13 protein-coding genes and 3 pseudogenes are annotated in these 20,171 nt (G+C 71.0%); 12 read left to right on the top strand and 4 right to left on the bottom strand.

From position 1 onward, the window contains the following. Positions 1-555: pseudogene (locus PV341_RS32390) on the bottom strand (PP2C family protein-serine/threonine phosphatase); the annotation flags it as partial. Between the two features lie 678 nt (positions 556-1,233). On the opposite strand from PV341_RS32390, the pseudogene PV341_RS32385 reads away from it, so the two are divergent. The 11 genes and pseudogenes from PV341_RS32385 to PV341_RS32335 form a co-directional block, all read left to right on the top strand. Next, positions 1,234-1,446, top strand: a pseudogene (locus tag PV341_RS32385) (aminoglycoside phosphotransferase family protein); the annotation flags it as partial. 1,124 nt (positions 1,447-2,570) lie between these two features. Next, complete coding sequence (locus PV341_RS32380) at positions 2,571-4,484, top strand: TOMM precursor leader peptide-binding protein (protein ID WP_500359701.1); 1,914 nt, start codon at positions 2,571-2,573, stop codon at positions 4,482-4,484. A gap of 99 nt (positions 4,485-4,583) precedes the next feature. After that, positions 4,584-4,757: a hypothetical protein gene (locus PV341_RS32375; RefSeq protein ID WP_018560191.1), complete on the top strand. Its 174-nt coding sequence runs from the start codon at positions 4,584-4,586 to the stop codon at positions 4,755-4,757. A 171-nt stretch (positions 4,758-4,928) separates the two neighbouring features. After that, a complete protein-coding gene (locus tag PV341_RS32370) occupies positions 4,929-6,860 on the top strand; it encodes a TOMM precursor leader peptide-binding protein (RefSeq protein WP_500327873.1) in 1,932 nt (643 codons plus the stop codon). A gap of 76 nt (positions 6,861-6,936) precedes the next feature. After that, on the top strand, positions 6,937-8,562 hold the full coding sequence (locus PV341_RS32365) for a SagB family peptide dehydrogenase (RefSeq protein ID WP_500327872.1): 1,626 nt from the start codon (positions 6,937-6,939) through the stop codon (positions 8,560-8,562). A 117-nt stretch (positions 8,563-8,679) separates the two neighbouring features. Beyond that, complete coding sequence (locus PV341_RS32360) at positions 8,680-11,298, top strand: lantibiotic dehydratase (protein ID WP_500327870.1); 2,619 nt, start codon at positions 8,680-8,682, stop codon at positions 11,296-11,298. Further along, a complete protein-coding gene (locus tag PV341_RS32355; protein WP_500359700.1) occupies positions 11,298-12,362 on the top strand; it encodes a thiopeptide-type bacteriocin biosynthesis protein in 1,065 nt (354 codons plus the stop codon). Before PV341_RS32360 ends, PV341_RS32355 begins: the two co-directional genes overlap by 1 nt. Next, positions 12,359-13,594 (top strand): hypothetical protein, encoded by a 1,236-nt coding sequence (locus tag PV341_RS32350; protein WP_500327867.1) that lies wholly within the window; start codon positions 12,359-12,361, stop codon positions 13,592-13,594. The genes PV341_RS32355 and PV341_RS32350 overlap by 4 nt, the downstream gene beginning before the upstream one ends. Next, positions 13,587-14,537 carry an ABC transporter ATP-binding protein gene (locus PV341_RS32345; protein ID WP_500327866.1) on the top strand — a complete coding sequence of 317 codons (951 nt, stop codon included), beginning with the start codon at positions 13,587-13,589 and terminating at the stop codon, positions 14,535-14,537. Before PV341_RS32350 ends, PV341_RS32345 begins: the two co-directional genes overlap by 8 nt. Continuing rightward, positions 14,534-15,379 (top strand): ABC transporter permease, encoded by an 846-nt coding sequence (locus PV341_RS32340; protein ID WP_500359698.1) that lies wholly within the window; start codon positions 14,534-14,536, stop codon positions 15,377-15,379. The genes PV341_RS32345 and PV341_RS32340 overlap by 4 nt, the downstream gene beginning before the upstream one ends. A gap of 225 nt (positions 15,380-15,604) precedes the next feature. After that, positions 15,605-16,213: an MBL fold metallo-hydrolase gene (locus PV341_RS32335; protein ID WP_500359697.1), complete on the top strand. Its 609-nt coding sequence runs from the start codon at positions 15,605-15,607 to the stop codon at positions 16,211-16,213. A 119-nt stretch (positions 16,214-16,332) separates the two neighbouring features. On the opposite strand, the gene PV341_RS32330 is transcribed toward PV341_RS32335, so the two are convergent. After that, positions 16,333-16,794, bottom strand: a complete 462-nt coding sequence (locus PV341_RS32330) for a hypothetical protein (RefSeq protein WP_500327862.1) — start codon at positions 16,792-16,794, stop codon at positions 16,333-16,335. A 127-nt stretch (positions 16,795-16,921) separates the two neighbouring features. Further along, the gene (locus tag PV341_RS32325) at positions 16,922-17,578 is read right to left on the bottom strand and encodes a TetR/AcrR family transcriptional regulator (RefSeq protein ID WP_500359696.1); all 657 of its coding nucleotides are present in this window, start codon (positions 17,576-17,578) and stop codon (positions 16,922-16,924) included. A 115-nt stretch (positions 17,579-17,693) separates the two neighbouring features. On the opposite strand from PV341_RS32325, the gene PV341_RS32320 reads away from it, so the two are divergent. Then, a complete protein-coding gene (locus tag PV341_RS32320; protein ID WP_500327860.1) occupies positions 17,694-18,704 on the top strand; it encodes a glycoside hydrolase family 113 protein in 1,011 nt (336 codons plus the stop codon). Positions 18,705-19,059: 355 nt separating this feature from the next. Here the strand turns inward: PV341_RS32320 and PV341_RS32315 are convergent. Next, a pseudogene (locus tag PV341_RS32315) lies at positions 19,060-19,795 on the bottom strand (dienelactone hydrolase family protein). Positions 19,796-20,171 lie beyond the last annotated feature (376 nt).

Genomic DNA, 20,171 nt, shown 5'->3' with positions numbered 1-20,171 from the left:
GTCGTTCTCGTAGTGCACGGCTTCCCGGAAGGCGCCCAGCGCCACCGCGACCGCCCGCATGGCATTCAGGCCCTTGCCGCGGACGTCTCCCACGATCAGCCGGACGCCGTACCGGGTCAGCACCGCCTCGTACAGATCACCGCCGACCTGCGCGCCCGTCCCCGCCGCGAGGCTCAAGCTGGCCGCCTGTACCGGACCCAGCCGCGCCGGAACAGGCCGCAGGATGACGTCCTGTGCCGCCACGGCGATACGGCGAACCTGATCGAGCTCGCTGCGCCGGTGCGCGCGCACCGTCTTGCTCAGGATCACGCTGGCGACCGACACCACCAGCAGGCCCACGAGGTTGCCGAAAATCTGGTGGGTTCCCCATTCGTGGTTGTAGGTGGCGGTGGTCACGTTGACGGCCAGAGCGGCGGCCGCCGCTGACAGGGTGCCTTTGGGGCCCATCGTCAGGGCCGCCAGTGCCGGCGTCGCGGTGAGGATAGGGCCGGTCATCATGAAATGCGCGGGTGACAGTTCGATTCCCAGCACGGCCAGCGCTATCACGAAGGGCACAGCCTGCGCGAGTGTCAGGAGGACCTTGCTATGGCCGCCCGCTCCCGGCCCGGGAGACGAGCAGGACGGTGACCGCATGCATTCAGCCTGCCCCAGTGCAGCGCCTGCCGCACCGTGGAGTGTCTGGCGGGGTTGATCTGCGGTTTTAGTGCGCGCGGTGCCGGGGCTGCGGCCGTCTAGAGAGGGCCCCCGCCGGTGACGGGGATGGGCGGCGGGGGCACTCGCGTATCGGGGGGTTTGTTCAGGGTGAACAAGTCTTCATTGTCCGGGGTATGTGAAGGTTTGTCCGATGCCGCCGGAACTCACCGCCCTCGAGGAACAGGCGCCGCCGGCACTCACCGACCCAGGCGCGATCCCGCGCCCGCCGCTGCGCTACGGCCACGCCGTACGGGCCCGGGCCGGCGCTGGCCGACTGATGGCAACGCTTCTTCGTACCTGTTTCTGAACCTCTGACCCACCGCAGCGCGGTCGACTACCTTCTGTGTACGGGATCTGAACGCCCGCACGGAGAAGGCCGTCACCACCGTGGCGCGCCTTGCGGTCGGCACTGGGAGCCGGCTCCCAGCCTCCTATCCGGCACCGACCGCGGGCGGCAAGACGCGCCGTGACGTCATCGCTCAGATGGCACAGGACATGCTGGGCGGGACGGGTGTAGGGCGGCGCGTAAAGGAGGACGGTATGGAGCCACCAGCGCTCCGTCGCGCGATTGAGGCAGGGCAGGCCATGGCCTCGGAGCTGGGGCTCCAGGTCGACGATGTGGTTGTCATCCACAACTCGGACCGCGTCGCGCTCCGTCTGGTCCCTTCCGAGACCCTTGCCCGGGTCGCGCCCGTCGGGGACCTGGCCGGTTCCGAGTTCGAGGTGGAGGTCGCCCGCCGTCTTGCCGAGGTCGACGACGCTCCGCAGAAGGGCGCATCCCCGGACGCCATGTCCATGGCGGGTGACATCGTCAGGGCTCAGACCGTGGAGATCGCGCAGATGCGGCAGATGCTCGGCGCCAGCTGATCACACGACCAAGTGCGGGGGCGGGCCCTCGCCGTAGAACGCCGCGAGTCGGCCCGCACGACGTCAAGCTCGACGTCCTGTTCCGCGGCATCCGTCACTCCGGCATCAACTTCGCCGGCGGCGAATTCGGCCTGCCGCTCACCAGCGCGCTTGTGCCCGGCCAAGCGGTCTTCGGCCGCACTTCCGGGACCGGCTCCCAGGTCGCCCGCCACCGTGTCGGTGACTGCGCGCCACGTCTCAGTCGTCCTGAGACCTCTCGTACCGCGATCTCCGACTTCATCCCGGCCCGCGCACCTCTGCCCTGAGGGCGACTGAACTCGCGGCGAGATACCGGGAAGCGGCTGGGTTCTTGTGCCGCTCCCGGGCCTTGTCGCTCACCGTTCGGGAAAGCGGACCGCCGGAGCGGAGAAAAGTGCGGAATGTCGTTGCCGGTGCCTTGGTGTACTCAGGGAGATGCGCGCTGGGCAGTTCGCGAGCCTCCTCGTCTCCTGGCGTGTGCCGCCGTTCCCGGAGCATCGGGGAGTGGTCGCCACGCGAAGAAGTTTCGGCGGTCCGGGCACGGAGACGCCACAGGGATTTCACAGGTCAACGTCGGGACGACCCCCGGCGGCGGGGCGCCCGGCGGGTGCAGGGTGCGAGGACCCGGGTCGAGGCCATTGACGTCCCATCCAGGGATGCTCCACACTTCCCCACGTGGACGCGGGTAGAACTGTCCCCGTGTCCCGAAGGCGCACACCATGGTCCGAAGGTGCACACCCTACGGGGGCGGCATGCGAACGGTTGGCGAAACGCGTCTCCTCGACATAAGACCCCGGCTGCGGAACGACGTTGTCTTCCTCCGCGTCGACACCGGGATCTACTTACGCAGTTCCGATACTTCATGCGTCCTCAAAGGCGCAGGCGCATATGAATGGATGTCGGCCCTCGGCCCCCGGATGAACGGCGCGTCCAGCGTCGCCGAGTTATGTGAGGGCCTGGACGAAAGTCGGCGCAGAACCGCTGTCGCATTGATGAAGGCCCTTCTCGACAAGGGATTCGCCCGCGACTTCCCGCAACCCGACGACAAGGTCCTGGATTCCGCGGCAGCGGAATTGTTCGCGTCGCAGGTCAATTTCATCGAGCACTTCATGCACGCGGACCGGCGGACACCGCAGGAGCTGTTCGCCCGGTTCCGCTCCTCACGCGTCCTGGTCAGCGGCCCGCCCGGGGACGTCCTTGCGGCGGCCGTCCGCGGCCTGCTGCGCAACGGCCTGGCCGAGGTCTTCGTGGACGACGCCTCCTGGGGGCGCGAGTTCGACGGCGAGATCGCCCGTCTCGCCGATGCCGGCACCCCGGCCAAGCTCGTCGTCCTGCCCCTGCCACCCGTGGACCTGGCCGCGTTCGACGTGGTCGTGTGCGCCGTCGACGGCGCACACGGCCGCGGCCTGCTCGATCTGACCAAGCGCGTCCACGGTGCCGAGGCAGGACCGCGGCTGCTTCCCGTCGTGTCGGACCGGACCCGGGTGGTGCTGGGTCCCATCAGCGGACCGGCGGATCAACCGTGCTGGATGTGCGCGCAGTTGCGGCTCTCCGCCAACTGCGACCCCCGGCTCGCGGCGGACTACTGGCGCGCCCTGGCGGTCGGGCCGACCGCGGGCGAGCCCGAGCACGGCAGTGCGGTCGCCCGGAGCATGGTGGGCAACGCGGTGGCGTTCGAGATCTTCCGGCTGGGCAGCGGACAATTGCAGCCCGACGACCAACGGCACGCGGTGATCCAGGACCTGACCACGCTGGAGTCCCGGCGTGAGCGGGTGCTGCCGCATCCGGGATGCCCGCTGAGGCACGCACGGGTGGAGCCGGACGGGGACGGTCCCACCCGGCCGGCGGATGACAGCGAGGCCTACGGCCGGGCGGCCGTCCTGGTCTCCCCGGACGTCGGCGTGATGTCCGGATGGGCTGACGAATCGTTCAAGCAGATACCGCTCAAGATGGGCCGGGTGCGGCTGGGCCCCGCCGGGTCGCTGACCGACGGGCACCGCGAGATCGCCGCGTTCGACACCGACACGATCCTGGTCGCACGGACCCGCGCGGTGCGGGCGGCGGTGAGCTGCTACGTGGGCCGGCTGGGGCCCGTCGGGGCGGTGGGCACGAGCGCCGACGAAGCGGCGGCCTTGCTGCCCGCCCAACTGCTGGAGGTGTTCGGCGGCCTGGCGGGGGAGCGGGAGTGGTCCGGGGGCGCCACGACACCCGCGGTGTCGCTGCACGACGGCAGCACGTGGCTCGTGCCCGCCGCGGCCGCCTATCCGCTCTCCCCGGCCAACGCCCGGTTGCGCTTCGAGCCCACCTCGGCGGGTGCGGCGGCGGACTGGACGCTCGAGGCCGTGCGGGAGCAAGGACTGTGCTCGGCGCTGGCCTACCGCGGCCTGGTCCGCGCCCTGACCCGTGAGGCCCCCGCCACCCGCGTGGGCGACTCCCTGCTCGCAGGCGACGACGAAGTGGCGTTCGCCCTGGGCAGCCTGCGTCACATCGGCCGCGAGGCCCGGGTGTACGCGCTGCCCGGCGCAGCGCCCGCCTTCACGGTGCTTGCCGTCGTCGAGGGCGGCGAGGAGGGGGCGGCCGACTGGGCCGTCGGCTCGGCTCTGTCGGCACGGGACGCCCTGCGCGACGCGGTGCGCGACGCGGTAGGCCTCGCTGTCAGCCGGCACTACGAGGGCACGCCGGCGGACCTGGGCGACCCGCTGGTGGCCGATCTCGACCCCAGGGCGCTCCTCGAAGGCGAAGGCGTCGCGGAGTGGTCCCTCGACGGGCCCGCGACACCGGTGCCCCAAGTGCTCGCACGGCTCGACGCGGACGGCACCCGAGCGCTGTTCGTCGAGACCACCACGATCGATCTGCACGCAGTCCGAGGAATGGTCACCGGCACGGTCCTGCTCGCCGCGCAGTAGGTGACCCCGGACTGACCCGCGCCCGCACCGGGCGCGCCACGGTTCCCGGAACGACCGTTCCGGGGTGACATCCCCACCACACCCATGGGAAGGATCGCCATGTCAGTTGAGCTCAAGGACGAGCTGAGCGCTCTGGAGAGCGCGACGTTCGAGATCGAGGAGATGACCGACGAGTCGGTCGAGCTGGCCTGGTCCAGCTCCAGCTGCTCCTGCTCCAGCTGCTGCTCCTGCAGCACCAGCTCCTGCTGCTCCTGCAGCTCCAGCACCAGCTGACCGCCGGCCGGCTGATCAGGGCGGGTCGCCCCGGTCTCCGGACGGACCGCCCGGCGTGACGAGTGCAGCTGCTCGCAGGGCCTGCACCCTCGGCCGTGCGAGCAGCTGTTTCACCCACCCGCGTACCAATGAGCGTCTGAGTGGACGGATGACTTTGTGGTGTCGAACGCAATGACGGTCACGGCAGTCTCGGATGATCCATGGGCACGGGCCGCCGATGTCCTGCGTGCTCACCTGAACGGCCGGGCTCCCGCGGGGTTCGAGGTCGACGTCCGGGTACTCGGACTGCCCGAGGCGGCCGGAGAGCAAGGACCGCCACCGGCGCACGGACTGGTTTACCCGGTGCGCCTGTACGCGGGGACCGTGCTGCTCGGACCCCTCCACCGGGCGGACGGGAGGAGCCGGCCGTGCGGCCGGTGCCTGGACCGGCGCTGGCTGGCGCTGCGCCCGGTTGAGGAACGAAGGGCCGTCGAGGACGGCGCCGATTTTTTCGCCGGCGGTGAACCCGGCCTCGTGCCGCTCGTGCTGGACCACATCGCGCAGCTCGTGGCCGCGGAGACGGCCGGCGCCGAGCTGCCGCCCGGTGACCGGCGGATCGGCCGGATCGTCGAGCTGCGGACCCGCGACCTGACCGTCACCCGCCACGAGCTCATCGCCGACTCCGAGTGCGAGCGGTGCGCCACCCCACTGCCCGACACCGCCGAGGGCGCGGTGCTGCCCCTGCGGGCACGGCCGAAGTCGAGCCCGGTGAGCTACCGGGGAGCCGCCGCGGGCGACCTTCCATTGCCGGTAGGCGGATACGTCAACGAGGTCTGCGGAGCGCTGGCGAGCGCGGCCCGCCGCGTCTACCAGTGCAGCGCGACCCTGCCGGTCAGCGGCTACTTCAGGGTGCGCAGCAAGTACGACTTCCACGAGATGTGGTGGAGCGGGCAGTCGCAGAGCTCGGTGAGCAGCGAACGGTACGGGATGCTGGAGGGGCTGGAGCGCTACGCGGGCCAGTTCCCGCGGGCCAAGCGCCCGACGGTGTACGCAAGTTACCGCGACCTGGCGCCGGACGCCCTCGACCCCGCGGCCCTGGGTGCGTACCGGCCGGAGTTCTACGCCGGACACCGTGACTACTACCAGCCGTACACCCCGGACACCCCGACCCACTGGGTGTGGGGCTACTCCTTCGGCGGACGGCGGCCGGTGATGGTGCCGGAGCAACTGGTGTTCTACCTCGACCGCCGTCCGGACCGGAAGTTCGTGCAGGAATGCTCCAACGGCTGTGCCAGTGGCACCAGTACGGAGGAGGCACTGCTGCACGGCATGCTCGAACTCATCGAGCGGGACGCCTTCCTGCTGTGCTGGTTCGCCGGGGCGAGGCTGCCTGAGATCGACCAGGCGACCATCGCCGACGAGGAGGTCCGGTTCGTGCTGGACCGCGTGGCGCGGCTGGGCTACCGGATGCGCCTGTTCGACATGCGGGTGGACGTCCCCGTACCCGCGGTGATGGCGGTCGCCGAGCGGTTGGACGGGGGGCTGGGCACCCTGTGCTTCGCGGCCGGTGCCAGCCTCGATCCCGTCGAGGCGGTGCGTGCCGCGATCTCCGAGACCGCCTCGTACATCCCCGGCATGGACGAACGGGTGGCGGCCAAGGTGCCGGCGCTGCGGGAGATGGCGGCCGACTACGACCGTGTGCACGAACTGACCGACCATGCCCTGCTGTACGGCCTGCCGGAGATGGCGCACGTGGCCTCGTTCCTGCTGGACGCCGCGCCGGCCCGGTCGATGGGCGAGTTGTACGGCCCCTGGCTCGCCCAGCGGCCCGCGACGCTGGACCTGGCCGACGATGTCCGGTTCGTGATGGAGCGGCTCCGGGACGTGGGCAGCGACGTGGTCGCCGTGGACCAGACGTGCCCGGAGCAGGACGGCACCGGCATCCGCACCCTGTGTGTGCTGGCGCCCGGACTGGTGCCGATCGACTTCGGCTGGGAGCGGCAGCGCGTACTGGGCCATCCGCGGCTGCGGGCCTACCTCGACGGCCGCCTGGCCGAGGTCCACTCCCGTGCGGAGGGCTTCGGCCCCACCGGCCTGAATCCCAGGCCGCACCCCTTCCCGTGAGCCGTTCCCTGTGACCCGTCATGCGCGGACGGGCCCCGATCGTGGGCCGGGCACGTCCGGCGAAGGAGGAGAGTCCGTGTCCGAGGACCGAACGCAGGTCGTGAGCGCCTATGTGGAGTCGGTGTTCCGGCGCGGCCGGGAGTCGATGGAGCCGGTCGGTTTCACCCCCGACTGGGAGGACCAGCCGTCACGGCACAAGACCTACCTGGGAGTGCGGCGTTTCCCCGTGCCGCCGGGCGTCGGCCGGCCGCTGGCGCCCACCGCGGACGTCGTCCTCGGGACGCCGCCGCCCGGCCCGGGGCCGCTGTGGACAGCCGGGTCCCTGGCATCGCTGCTGCGGCTGTCCTGCGGAGTGCTGGACCGCAGGCTGCGGGTGAACTGGAACCAGGACAGCCATGTGCGGGTGCTCTACCCGGAGGCGCTGTGGGGCCGGGGCAGCGCCTCCGGCGGGGGAATGTACCCGCTGGAGGTGTACTGGGTGGCGGGTCCGTCCGGTCCGCTGACCCCCGGGGTCTACCACTATGCGACGGCGCACCACGCGTTCGAGCGGCTGGTGGCGGGCGACCTGACCGCCGAGGTCCGGGACGCCTGTGCCGGAGCCGGGACGGCGGACGGCTTCCTCCTGGTGACTGTGCGGTTCTGGAAGAACGCGTTCAAGTACAACAGCTTCTGCTACCACGTGGTGACCCAGGACGCCGGTGCCCTGCTGGGGTGCTGGGAGCTGATCGCCCGGGCGACGGGGCGACGGCTCTCGCGCGTGCTGTGGTTCGACGACGAGCGGCTCAACCGGCTCCTGGGGCTCGTGACCGACGAGGAGAGCGTGCTGGCCGTCGTCCCGCTGCCGTTCGGCCCGCCAGGCGCGGGCGCGGGCCCGGAGCCGAGCGCCGGAGCGGGCGGCACCGCGGGCCGCGGCGGTCCGGTCGACCGCCCGAGCTTCGAACGGTCGGCGCGGACCAGGACGTTCGAGCAGGTGCGGCAGGTGCACCGGGCGGTCCTGGACGACCGCCGTGCGCGCCCCGACCCGGCGGTGGCGCGGCGCCTGGTGCCGCTGCCACGGGAGCTTGGCGGCGAGGTGGAGCTGCCGCGGCCCCTGGCTGGCCGGCTCGGCACGGACCTGGGCGAGGTCCTGCGCGGCCGGCGCACCAGCTTCGGCTCGTTCGTGGGGTCCCGTCCGCTGGGCCTGGACGAGTTGGCGACCGTGCTGGCCGGCACCGTGTCGGGGCAGCGGTACACCGCGGATGCGGTGCCGGAGGACGCCGGCCTGACCGGGCTGTACGTGCTGGCGAACCGGGTGGCGGGGCTGCCCGCCGGGAGCTACCGCTACGACGCGGGCGGCAAGCGGCTGCAGGTGGTGCGGCAGGGGCCGATCGCCGGGACGCTGCAGCGCAGCTACTACTTGAGCAACTACAACCTGGAACAGGTCGGCGCCGTGCTCGCGATTTCGGGCCGATGGCGCAGCACGCTGGAGGCCTTCGGCAGTCGCGGCTACCGCGTGCTGAACGCGGAGGTGGGGGCGCTGTCGCAGACCGCCTACACCGTCGCGGCGGCGCTCGGCGTGGGCTGCGGCGTGGTGCTCGGCTTCGACAACATCGCGATCGACGAGGCGGTCGGTCTCGACGGCAGTGACGAACGCACCTTCCTGTTCGTGCTGCTCGGGCACGAACGCACGGACCGCGCGGACTACGACTACCGGCTGGCATGAAAGGGACGATCCGTGATATCCAGCGCGATACCATCGGCGGCCTCTCCCTCGGAGCCCGCCGCGACTGCGCCGGGTCCCCGACGCGCCGAAGGGGCGTGGCACCTCGTCCCGCGGTTCATGCTGCGGGTCGGCGGGCTGCCCTTCGAGGCCGCCGACGTCCTGGCCACCGCGCAGAGCGCGGCGTGGGCGGACGGGCTGCTCGACGCCCGGCGGCGGCTGCGTGAACGAGGAGCCCGCCTCGCCGATGTCCTGCAGGATCGGATAGCGGACTCCCTCGCCGACCCGTCGGCGCGCCGCACGCTGATCAATCTGCGCCGGGACGTGTTCAACTCCCGTGTTCCGCGTGGTCTCGCGTCGGCGGAGCCGCTGCTGCCGGCGCAGGATGTCGCGGCACTGCGGGAATGGGCCGCCGAGCGGGAGCGCTGCGCGTCGCTGCTGACCGGCGGCTCCGGCGTCGTGGCGCGCGAGGTCGCGGCGAGCCGGCGGGAGCTGCGGCGGATCACGGTGGAGACGGATCTGCGCCACGGCATCCAGCTGTCCTCTCCGTCGCTCGACGAGTACCTGGACGGCTACGTGCGGCGCGACGGCGGTCCGCTGAGCAAGCGGGAACGCCGCATCGAACGGTCACTGCTGGAGTACCTCTACCGCACGGCGTGCAAGACCAGCCCTTTCAGCACGCTGACGGCGGTGTCCGCCGGCGGCTTCGAGGAAGGCGTCGGCAGCCCCCTCGTGACGCGGCTCAGCGGCTGGGACAAGGAGAGCCACTCCAGGCTCAACATCGCGGTGCTCGCCCGGCTCTCGGAGCTGGCCACCGTCGACCCGCGGCTCCGCCGCGACCTGCCGGTGCGGGCCACCAGCGGGCTGCGGGTCGACCGCGACCGGGTGCGCTACCTGCGCAGGCTGCGCGGCGCCGACGCCGACGCGGACGCGGCGGTCACCTTGGACGCGGTGCACGAGAGCCTGTTCTACCTGCCCACCGGCGACGTTCTCGCGGACGTGCTCACCGTGTTCCGGGACGACGCCGAGTTGCGGTTCGGCGACGCGGTGGCCCTGCTGTCCGCCAGGGGCCCCGACCGGCCGGAAGTCGATGTGGAGGCCTACCTCGCCCAGTTGCTCAGGCTCGGGCTGCTCGTCGTCCCGGGGCTCCAGGTCGACATCCACGACCCGGACCCGGTCGCCACCTACGGCAAGGGCCTGCGGGCGCTGCGCACCGCCTGGGCGGACGACGTCGCCCGGCTCGTGGAGCACATGGGCGAGGACGTCGGACAGTTCGCCGGGGCTGACCTCGGACGCAGACGCCAGCTGCTGGGCCGGATCAAGGAGTCGGCGGCGGCGGCGCACCGGCTCCTGGGCCAGGCGGATCTCCCGGTGCTGCGCACGCTGGTCTACGAGGACACCACGGTGCCCGGGCTGGCGGTGACCGGTGACGCGCAGGCGTGGCAGGAGCAACTGACCCCGGACCTCGAACGGTTGGCCGACATCCTGCCGGCCTTCGACGGCAACCTCGTGCGCCGCCTGGTGACCAAGGGGTTCTTCAGGGCGCGGTACGGCACCGGGGGGCGCTGCGAGGACTTCCTGTCCTTCGCCCACGAGTTCGGGCAGGACTTCTACGACAACCACAACCAGCGGCTCCTGCGTCACCAGCGCTTCGACGGCACCGCCTTCCGCCCCTACGACAACTGGTTCCGGCAGGAGGACATCACCCGCATCGACCGTGCCCGAGCCGCCGTCGCCGACGAGGTCGTACGGCGATACCGGGACCTGGCCTCCGGGGCCGATCTGGAGCTGGACGAGGAGTTCCTCACGACCGTCGGAGCGATCCTGCCCCGCTCGCCCCGGGAAGGACTGCGCCCACTGTCGTTCTTCCTCCAGCTCGCGCAGCGGGGCACGCAGGATCCGCTGGTCGTCGTCAACCGGGTCTACTCCGGCCTGACCCTGCTGTTCTCCCGGTTCGCACACTGCTTCGGGTCCGGGCTCACCGCGTCGCTGCGCCGGTCCCTGGAGACCGTCGCCCCGCCCGGTGCCGTCTTCGCCGAGCTCAAAGGCGGCTACGACACGACCAACCTCAACCTGCACCCGGTAGTCACCCCCTACGAGGTGGTCTGCCCGGGCGAGACCAGTTCCCGGCCCGGCGCGGAGCAGATCCCGGTGGAGGACCTGGTCGTCGAGCACGACCCGGCGGCCGACCGGCTGCTGCTGCGCTCGCGTCGCCTGGGCGTCGAGGTGATCCCGGTCTACCTGGGCTTCCTGCTGCCCATGGCGCTGCCGGAAGTGCAGCAGGTGCTGCTGAACTTCTCGTACACGAGCATGGTGCAGCTCGACCTGTGGGAGGGCACCGGCCTGCGGGAGACACAGGACGGCCCGCTGCCCCGGATACGGCTCGGCAACGTCGTGGTGCAGCGCAGGTCCTGGCGGTGCGCCGCGGACCGGCTGCCCGCGGTGACGCCCGGGCAGCCGGACCACGAGTGGTTCCTGGCGTGGCGGGAGTGGCAGCGGCGCATGGGCCTTCCGCGTCGCGTCTTCGCGAGCCCGGGCGGCGAGCACAAGCCCCTGTACGTCGACTTCGACGCCTACCCGAGCGTGCGCCTGCTCGACACGGCCGTCCGCAAGAGCGCCTCCCCGGTGGTCCTCACCGAGATGCTGCCCGGCCCGGACGAGCTGTGGCTGCGCGACGACCGGAACCGATACGTCACCGAGCTCACGGTGGAGCTCGACGGAATGCCCACGGAGCGGTGATGAACGGCAAAGACACTCTCCTCGCAGGCAGCGTCCCCGGCATGGAGACGGACGGGAACGGCTGGATCAGCCTGCACGTCTTCTACGCGGCGAACGCCAACCCGGTGCTGGTGCACTGCGTGCGGCCGCTGGTCGCGCGGCTGCGCGAGCAGCGCCTGCTGCGTTCCTGGTTCTTCATCCGGTACTGGCTGGAGGGCCCGCACATCCGGCTGCGCCTGCTGCCGGCCGACGCCGCGGCGGCCGGTGAGGTGGCGAGGATCGCCGAGGGGGCGCTCGCCGACTTCCTGCGCCGCCGCCCGGCTCTGTACGAGGAGGACCGCAACGCCAGCGGCGACCTGTACCGGAACATGTTCCTCGCCGAGTACAGCCAGGAACGCTGGGACGAGTTGTACGGACCGGACGGCACGATGCCCTTCCGGGACAACAACAGCGTCGCGCGCATCCCCTACGAGCGGGAGCTGGACCGGTACGGCGGTACCACGGCCATGGAGCTGGCCGAATGGCACTTCGAGAGATCCAGTGACCTGGTGGTCACCCTGCTGGAGAGCACCAACGTCCACGTGCGCACCGTGCTGCTGGGCCAGGCCGCCCAGCTGACGGCCGGTCTGTGCTTCTCCTTCCTGGGGGACCACGGCGAGGTGGCCCGCTTCCTGACCCGATATCGCACCATGTGGGAGACCTCCTACCAGGAGCCGAGCGACAGCCAGCACGAGCGCTTCGACCGCAGTTATCACCGGATGCGCGACCGACTCGTCTGCCGGCTGCGGCACGTGGGGGACAGCGTCCGCGACACGCCCGGCGCGGCCCCCACCCCGCTGGAGCGGTCCTGGCTCAGCCACTGCGCCGACCTGCGCGAGAAGGTACTCGCGCTGTCCGGCGCCAGCGTCCTGGCCTTCCGCGACGGCGCGGCCCCCGACCCCCAGGCCGCCTTGGCCATCGTCCTCAGCTCCTACGTCCACATGACCAACAACCGGCTCGGCGTGAGCATCCTCGACGAGATCTATCTGTCGTACGTCATGGACAAGGCGCTGTCGGACATGGCCGCGCAGGAGGTGCCACGGTGACCGCACAGGATCTGCCCCGGCTCCGCCAGGAGGTCGTGCTCGGCCCCGCCCTGCGGACCGGCCCGAAGACGGTGCACCACGTCAAGGACGCCCGTACCGGCTGCTACTACCGGGTCGGCCCCCGCGAGCACTTCATCATGGGCCTCATGGACGGCCGCCACACCCTCCAGGACATCGGACGCCGGTACAGCGACACCTACGACCGCCGGCTGGGCCCGGACCACTGGGGGCAGATCTTCACCCTCCTCGGCCGCTACCAACTGCTCGACGGGCATGCCGACACCGCGGTCCTCGACAAGCTGAGGAAGGCCCGCGAGGACAAGGAGTCCGCGCGGCAAGGGTGGCTGCGGCGGCGCTGGGTGCTGCTCCGGCCCGACCGGCTGTGCGCCGCCCTGGCGACGCGCCTGGCCTTCGCCTTCCGTGCCGGCTTCGTGATACCCGCGCTGATCCTGGTCGCCGCCGTACAGGCCCTGGTCTGGACCCACGCGGCCACCCTCAGCACCGAGGCGGCCCACCAGCGCACATGGGCGATCTCGATACCGGTCTCCGTACTGCTCGTCTGGGTGATCACAGCGCTGCACGAATTCGCGCACGGCGTGACCTGCCGCCACTTCGGGGGCACGGTCACGGAGATCGGGGTCAGCTGGCGGTTCCCCCTGCTGGCCCCCTACTGCCGGACCGACGACATCGTGCTGTTCCACCGCCGCAGAGCCCGAGTGGCGACGGCGTTCGCCGGGGTCATGGTGAGCCTGCTGGCCATGGTGCCGGTCGCCGGATGGTGGTGGCTGACCCGCGACGGTGGTCCGGGCCATTCGCTCGCCGCCGGGGTCCTGCTGTTCGGCAGCGCGGGCTCGTTGCTGAACCTGCTGCCATTCCTGCGATCGGACGGATACGTGATGCTGACGCACGCGCTCGACCTGGCCGACCTGCGCGGCGAGAGCTACCGGTTCTGGCGGCTGTTCCTGCGCCGGGGCGACCCCGCCGCGCGCGAACGACTCAGCGTCTACCCGGCCCGCGACGCCCGCGCGTACGCCGCCTACGGGCTGGTCTCGCTGCTGTTCGCGCTGTCGGTGTACGGCTGCCTGATGTGGTTGTGGTTCGCCACACTCGAACGCTGGACGGGACCGGTGTGGGCCGTGGTGATCCTCGCCGCCGAGACCGCCGTCGTGGTGGTCCTGGTCCTCGCGGCGGCCCGAGCCCGTTCCGGCGGACGGCAGGCCGCCGATGCGTGACGGCCTCGCGGTCCGCACCAGCGGACTGACCAAGCGGTACCGTCCGGAGGCCGGTGTGTTCGACCTCGATCTCGTCGTGCGCACCGGAGAGGTGTACGGCTTCCTCGGGCCGAACGGGTCCGGGAAGACCACCACCATGCGGATGCTCGTGGGACTCGTCCGGCCGACGTCGGGCACCGCCTCGGTGCTCGGCCACCCCGCCGGCAGCTCCGCAGGCCTGCGGGGCGTGGGCGCGTTGATCGAGTCACCCGCCCTGTACCCGCACCTGTCCGGGCGCGACAACCTGCGCGTCCTCGCCCGGTACGCAGCCCTTCCCCCCGGCCGCGTCGACGACGTGCTCGAGGAAGTGGGCATGGCCGCGCGAGCCGACGTCGCCTTCCGCGCGTACTCGCTCGGCATGCGGCAGCGGATCGCGGTGGCGGCCGCGCTCCTGAAGGACCCCGCCCTGCTGATTCTCGACGAGCCGACCAACGGTCTGGACCCGGCGGGCGTCGCCGGCATACGGGAGCTCATCACGGGGCTGCGCCGTCACCAGCGCACCGTCCTGCTGTCGAGCCACCAGCTGACCGAGGTGGAGCACCTGTGCGACCGGGTGGGCGTCATACGTCACGGCCGGCTGGTCGCGGAGGGCACCGTCCCGGAGCTGCGCCGGGGCGCCGGACACGAGGGCCTGACGCTCACGGTCGATGAGCCGGCACGCGCCGCCGACCTGCTCGCGCGGCTGCCGTCCGTCCGCTCGGCGACCGTGGAGGACGGGAAGGTGCGCGTGGCCGTCGACCCCGGCCAGGCGGCGGCCGTCAACCGGTTCCTCGTGGAGAACGGACTGGCCGTCAGCGAGCTCCGCCGGCAGACGGTCTCCCTCGAGGAGGCCTTCTTCGAGCTGGTCGCGGACCAGCCCACATCGGGAACGGGAACGGAACGCCAGGGAGTGGTCAACCGGTGAACGCCGTGGTGCAGGCGGAGCTGCTGGCGGCACGCAAACGCCCCGGCGTGTGGATCGTCGGCGGCGTGTGGATCGCCCTCACCCTGGTCTTCGGCACGGTGGTGCCGGCCGTCGTCTACCTTGCCGTACGGAACCGGCCGCCCGGCGCCGCCGGTGACCCGCAGGAACTGATCGACGGCCTGCTTCCGGACCGCTTCCTGTCGGGGACCGTGGCCCTGTACCCGATGTTCGGCAGTGCACTGATGCTGATCCTCGGCGCGGTGCTCACCGGAGGCGAGTTCCGGTGGGGAACCTGGGGGACACTTCTGGTCCAGCGGCCCGGCCGCACGGGCGCGGTCCTCGGCAAGGCGGCGTCCGCGGCGGTGGTGGTGCTCTGCGTCACGGCGCTGGTGGTGGCGCTCGGCGCCGCATCCGGCGCCGTCGCCGCGGCGCTCACCGGCCGGGCGGCGCACTGGCCGGACGTGTCAAGCCTCGCGGCCGGAGTCGCGGCCGCCTGGCTGATCAGCATGGCCGCGGCGAGCCTCGGCATGTTCCTGGCGATCCTGCTGCGCGGCACCGGCGCCGCCATCGGGGTGGGGCTGCTGTGGCTGCTGGCGATGGAGAACCTGGTCTCCGGGCTGACCGGGACCCTCCCGGTGCTGAAGGGGCTGCAGCGGCTGCTGATCGGGCCGAGCGCGGGCTCGTTGGCCGCCGCCCTCGACCCGTCCGGCACGGCCGGCACCTCGGTTCCCGGGGTGGTCTCGGTGTCGGGACCCGTCACGGCGAGCATGGTGCTGACGGCGTACATGGCGGTCTTCCTCGGCCTGTCCGCCCTGCTGCTCTCCCGGCGCGACGTGGCCTGAAGGCCCGCCTGCCACGGGCGAAGCGCACCGTCGGCGGCGGAGGTCCACGCACCCCGGCTCGCCCGGCACGGCCTCGTGCTCCGCTGCGGCCTCGGCCGACGTCGCGGACGGCGTCGGCCGGACGCGGAGGCGGCCTCGCCGCTTGTCGCCCGGATCCCGGACAGGGCATAGCTGCGACACCCCGCGGTGCTGCCGGGGGCTGGTACCCCCGACAGGGCAATCGGAGTGCTCGCCACGATCGCCGAACGCCAAAGCTGCGTCGGCGACCACTGGTTCACCGCCGGTGTCCTGTCCGAGCGATTCGGCGCCCAGGTCGTCGCGACGACCCGCACGATCAAGCAGATGCACCACAACGTGTCAATCCGTACAGGCTTTTGGGACAAGTACTTCCTCGGCCAGATCCCGGACGCCCCGGTCACGGCCGTCACCGTGCCCGACAACCGGTTCACGCTCGAAGGTCATGATCTGCTGATCATCGAAGCCGGCCACAGCGACACCGACGACACAAGCGTCCTGCACGTCCCGGACCTCGAGCTCGTGGTCGCGGGCGATGTGATCTACAACGGCGTGCACCAGTTCCTGGTCGAGGCCGGGCACCGTGGCCTGGACGCGTGGCGCCAAGCCATCGCAATCGTCGAAGACCTCAGGCCCCGCTGGATCGTCGCTGGCCACAAGAACAAGCAGCTTGATGACGACGCCACTCGCACCATCAATGAGACCCGCGAGTACCTCGACACCGTCGACGAACTGCTCCTCCAGCACGGCAGCGCTCGCGACTTCTTCGACGCCGAGTTGGAGCGGTTCCCCGAGCGCCTGAATCCGGGCGCTCTGTGAGGCGGAGCCGTCGCACTTTACTCCTGGCTGTCACGTAGTCAGTGATCATCGAATGACGATCGTCCCCGGGAACCCCGGGGGCGATCGCTGTTCACATGTGCCTGCGGATCAGCTGCCGATCAGTCGATGCGGTCGCTCAGGCCCAGCACCTGCGGGTCGTCGCTGGGAAAGTCCCTGGGCATGCCCGGCACGTGGATGGTGCGCCCGTACACGCCGGCCAGAAACTCGACAACGCCGACCGGGAACTCCGACCAGTCGCCGTTGTCTCCGCGGACGACCACGGGCCACGCGTCCGGATCCGCAGGGCTTGTCCGCCAGTAGAAGGAGTCCCCCGAATTGGACTCCGCCCAGGAGATCAGGCCTCCCGGCTGTGGGAAGGGAACGTAGCCCTCGGTGTCGCCCATCTCGTACAGATCCTGAAGGATCTCGTCCTCCCTGGACGCGGACGCCCATGACGCCTCGGCGCCGGGCCGGGGAGCGGAGACCGTCAGGAAGTCGTCGACGACCAAGACCGGATACGCCTCCGCCAGAGCGCGGAAGTCCGAGGGCAGCGCCGTCCCGAGGGCGCGCGTGGTCAGCACAGTGAAGCCGCAGTAAATGAGGATCAGCCGAGGTACGGCCGAAAGGGATGGCAGGACCCCGGCGGTGTGATTGTCGGGGTCCTCGTCTTGGGTCGAGGAGGAACCACACAGACCGGTTGAGTCGACTTCACGGCTGGGTTCGTCGCTGGGCGACGTCGAACGCGGGCGCGAGCGGGGCCAGTGCCGCGCGGAGTTGGTCTGGCAGCGAGCCGGAAGGCACGACCAGTCCTCCGGCACCGAAACTCCCGGCGGCCCCCGCGTTCCCGGTCGGCTGGAGCCAGCTTTCCAACGCGATGCGAACCGCCGCGGCCACGCTCGCCGCGAGAACGCGGGCTGTGTGCGCTCCGGCATCGCCCAGGCGTTCGGCGATCACCGCCGTGAGAGGCGGCTCGATGTCGGCGGTGGTATCGAGGAACGCGTCGCGCAGCGCGGTCCGGGTGGTGATCAGCAGCAGTGCCTCGTGTTCGCGCTCACCGGTGTTCGTGTACTGCTCGACCACCGCTTCGGTGACGGCGTCAGCCAGGCGCACTCCTGCGGGCCGGGCCGCGACTGCCGCCGCGATCCGCGCCTCCCGGTCCGCGGTAACAGCGGAGACGATCGCCTGCTCGCGGCTGGCGAAGTAGTTGTTGTAGGTGCGCGGCGAGACCCCGGCCCCCTCGGCGATGTCCTCGACCCGCACCTGGTCGGGGCCGCGCTCCACGGCCAGGCGCAGGGCTGCCTTGCGTAGCGCCTCGCGGGTGGCCTGCTTCTTCCGCTCCCGCAGCCCTGGTGGTGGTGTCGTCACGGCGTCAGCGTTCCACACAGGGCTGCGTGCGCAAACTTGCGTGCACGCACTTTGACTGTCAGCCTCGTCCCGAACTGAGACCGACAGAGAGGACGTCACCGTGCGAGCAAGAGGAATGACCTACGACACCGGATTCGTCGTGCATGGCCAGACATCCCGCGAGCACTTCGACCTCGCGGTGGTCCGGCGCGAGCTCGCCATCATCCGCGACGACCTGCACTGCAACGCGGTCCAGATCATCGGCGGCGACCCGGGCCGACTGGAGCTGGCCGCCGGTGCCGCCGCCGAGCTCGGCCTGGAGGTCTGGTTCTCGCCCTATCCTCTGGAGTTGGATCCGGAGCAGGTCCTCACGCTCTTCCGCGACTGCGCCGAGCGAGCGGAACGGCTCCGGCAGCAGGGGGCCACAGTCGTGTTCGTCGCAGGGGTCGAGCTGAGCGTGATGAACCGCGGGTTCCTGCCCGGTGAGAGCCCCGAGGAGCGGGTCGAGCAGCTGATGAGCCGGCCCGACCGGCGGGCCGAAGCGATGCGTGAGCTCGGCGTGCGCATCAACGCATTCCTCCGCGACGCCGCGGCCACGGTCCGCGAGCGGTTCCAGGGCAAGCTCACCTACGCGTCCATCCAGTTCGAGCAGGTCGACTGGACTCCCTTCGACATGGTGACGTTCGAGCTGATCCGCTCCGCCGAGGTTGCCGACCGGTTCCGGGACGCGGTGCGCACCCTGGCCCAAGGTCCCAAGCCGCTCGCTATCACCGGGTTCGGCACCGCGGCCTACCGCGGCGCGGGAGACCGAGGTGGGCGGGTGCTGGAAGTGGTCGAGCACGATCCCGAGACCAAGGCCCCTGTACGACTGAACGGCATATACGAGCGCGACGAGGCCGGCCAGGCCGCATATCTGAGCGAACTGCTGGAGATCTTCGAGACCGAGGGCGTGGACAGCGCGTTTGTGTTCTTGTTCGCCTTGCCCGGCTACCCGCACCGCCCGGACGGCGACCCCAGGGACGATCTGGACCGGGCCGGCCTGGGCATCGTCAAACTCCTCGAAGGGCGCCGGGGGCAGACCTACCCCGACATGGAATGGGAACCCAAGGCCGCCTTCGAGGCAGTGGCGCAGCGGTATCGGAGATGACAGGCCCCGCGCACGGTGACCACGGTTCGGGATCTGCACTGCGGCGCAGCGCAGATCCCGAGCAAATGGAAGAGGTATTCGCCGAACCCGGCGCAGACCCCTACGACCAGGAGCGGGCGCGGAGTATCGCGGAGGATGCGTACACCTCGCCCTGGCGGCCGGAACGGACCGCTGCAGATCGCGACGATCACGGCAGGGGCTCCGTCGCCGTAAATCCGTTATTTACTGCGGCAGTTGCGAACACTTCTCTGTGATCGGGCATCCACTCGAATGTGGTTCTGCTGTGCGGACTTGAGGGGAGGGGACTGTCAGTGCACGACGCGGGCCAGGCCTGGCGCCAGGCTGTTTGCCTGGGTCATGCCCTCAGATCCTCCGTCACGGGCAGGCACTCGGCGAGCAGGTCGACGACGTCGCGCCAGGCTCGCTGCGCGTGCTGTCGGTGGTAGCCGACGCCGGGGACCGTGAGGTGGTCGACCGGCGGGTGGTGGAAGGCGTGCAAGGCGCCGCCGTAGACCGCGAGGCGCCAGTCGACGCCCGCGGCCTGCATCTCGGCAGTGAACGCGTTTCGTTGTGCGGGCGGCATGATCGGGTCTTCCGATCCGACCCCGGCCCACACCGGGCAGCGGATGCGCGCTGCCTCGCCCGGCCGGCCCGTGGTCAGCGCGTTGACTGTCCCGATCGCGCGCAGGTTGACGCCGTCGCGCCCGAGTTCCAGCGCGATGGCGCCCCGGTGCCGTAGCCGATGGCGGCGATCCGGTCGGGGTCGGTCCGGGGCTCGGTGCGCAACTCGTCGAGTGCCGCGTGGCCGATGTGCCGCATCCGGTCGGGATCAGAGAGCAGCGGCATGCAACGGGCCAGCATCTCCTCGGGGTCGCCCAAATAGCGCCCGCCGTGAAGGTCGAAGGCCAGCGCTACGTATCCCCGCTCGGCGAGAGCATCGGCCCGGCGGCGTTCGACGTCGCTGAGCCCCATGCCCTCTGGTCCGAGCAGCACCGCGGGCCGGCGGTCGACACCGGCCGGGAGTGCGAGGTGCCCGATCATCGTCAACCGTCCGCCGGGTACTCGACCGTACGCGTCGTAATCGCCGTCATGAGACTGGACTGTAGTGATCGTCGAGCCCGGCCCGGCCGGTGTTCTGCCGCTGGCAGAACACCGGCCGGGCCCTCTGAAATGCGCGGGCCGAGCCCTCATCGTCTCATTGCCGCCTTTGGCGCGTACCTCGATCACCCCCCAACCCGTCGGCTACTCCGCCAGCGGGCGCCACGTCCCCCTCCGGTTCCCCGCGATTCCACCCCGAGAATCCGCGAACCCGTCGGCTTGCCGGCCGGCGGACTGGCGGTACGTGGAGGCCGCGGGGTCTGTCCATTGAACGGCTCTGTCTCACATTCGGTGGTGACGGAGTGTGCTGCTATCCGAGGAGGATGCGGTGGCGAAGTAGGGTGAAGCCTGCTCGTCCGTGCATCTGTT

Origin of the sequence: Streptomyces sp. PA03-1a (assembly GCF_033792805.1) — a bacterium.
Taxonomy (GTDB): domain Bacteria; phylum Actinomycetota; class Actinomycetes; order Streptomycetales; family Streptomycetaceae; genus Actinacidiphila.
This window is presented reverse-complemented; position numbering and strand designations above follow the sequence as displayed.